General features: G+C 57.6%; 1 protein-coding gene. It reads right to left on the bottom strand.

Annotation, left to right across the window (positions count from 1 at the left end; genetic code table 11):
• A partial coding sequence (locus QWY28_RS23725; protein WP_300955364.1) for an anion permease occupies positions 1–276 on the bottom strand: 276 nt, incomplete at both ends.

Genomic DNA, 276 nt, shown 5'->3' with positions numbered 1-276 from the left:
GCCGCCGAAGAGAATGAGAATTCCCCACGGCAGCTTGGCCGCGGTGCTCCAGTTCATAACGAACTCGCGCTTCTTCAGCTGCACCGGTACGACAAACAGGATCATGGCGGCGATCATCGCAATGCCCGAATCACTAAGGCCCGGAATGTAGCGTTCGATTATCGTTCGGAGGATCCAAGCGATTGCCGCAAGTAGGAAAACGATCAACGTCACCCACTCGCCCGGTTTCATTGGGCCGAGCTGCGCATGTTCGCGCGCGATCAACTCACGACCACC

This window comes from Nocardioides oceani (assembly GCF_030412965.1).
Taxonomy (GTDB): Bacteria; Actinomycetota; Actinomycetes; order Propionibacteriales; family Nocardioidaceae; genus Nocardioides; species Nocardioides oceani.
This window is presented reverse-complemented; position numbering and strand designations above follow the sequence as displayed.